At 74.3% G+C, this 727-nt stretch carries 1 pseudogene; it reads right to left on the bottom strand.

The window, feature by feature from the left end:
* Positions 1–727: pseudogene (locus tag U9980_RS19995) on the bottom strand (hypothetical protein); the annotation flags it as partial.

Here is a 727-nt window from a genome sequence, read left to right on the forward strand (position 1 = left end):
TGGCTGGGACGGGGCAATCGGCAGTGGCGGAGGCTCAGGGCTGCTGGCGGCATGCCGGAAATAGGCGCCGATCGGCTGGTCGCTGTGGCCCGGGCGGCTTCGTGAGTGGAAAAGCAGATCGTGGAAGTCCCACAGGCCCAGCGGCGACTCCGGATCATCCTCGGCCGCCTGCTGACCGGCGGACTGGCCGGAATCGGACTGTCCGGCGGAATCGGACTGTCCGGCGGGGTCGGCTCCGGCGGCGACGAGCAGTCCGGCAGCAACGAGCAGATCCAGCACGAGCCGCGCCGATGACGGACTGAGCCCGCCCCCGTCGGCGGGTCCGGCCGCGACCATCGCGGCGACACCCGGGCAGTGCAGCACCGCGCGGAACGCGGCCAGCGGGCTCTCGAGCACAAGCAGGCCCCGGCCGCCACCCCGCCCGCCGACCGTGGTCACATCCGGCCGCCTGAGGTAGGCGAAGCGGGACAGGCGCACGCAGTCCCGCAGTCCCACGTCTCCGGACGCGACCGTGCCCGCCGCGGTCGGGACAGCCGCGGTCGGGACAGCCGCGGCGAGCACCGCACCAGCGGTGACCGGAACAACGGTCACCAACCGGCGGCCGGACGCTCCGGTGTCGACTACGGTCCGGCACAGCAGGGAGTCGAGGACGGCGAGCACGCGGCGCAGACGGGCGAGGTCGCCGGCGGCGTCGGACCAGGCCTGCCCCGGCGCGACCAGGGGACCT

Source organism: Protofrankia sp. Cr1, from assembly GCF_963555865.1.
In the GTDB taxonomy this organism is placed as follows: Bacteria; Actinomycetota; Actinomycetes; order Frankiales; family Frankiaceae; genus Protofrankia.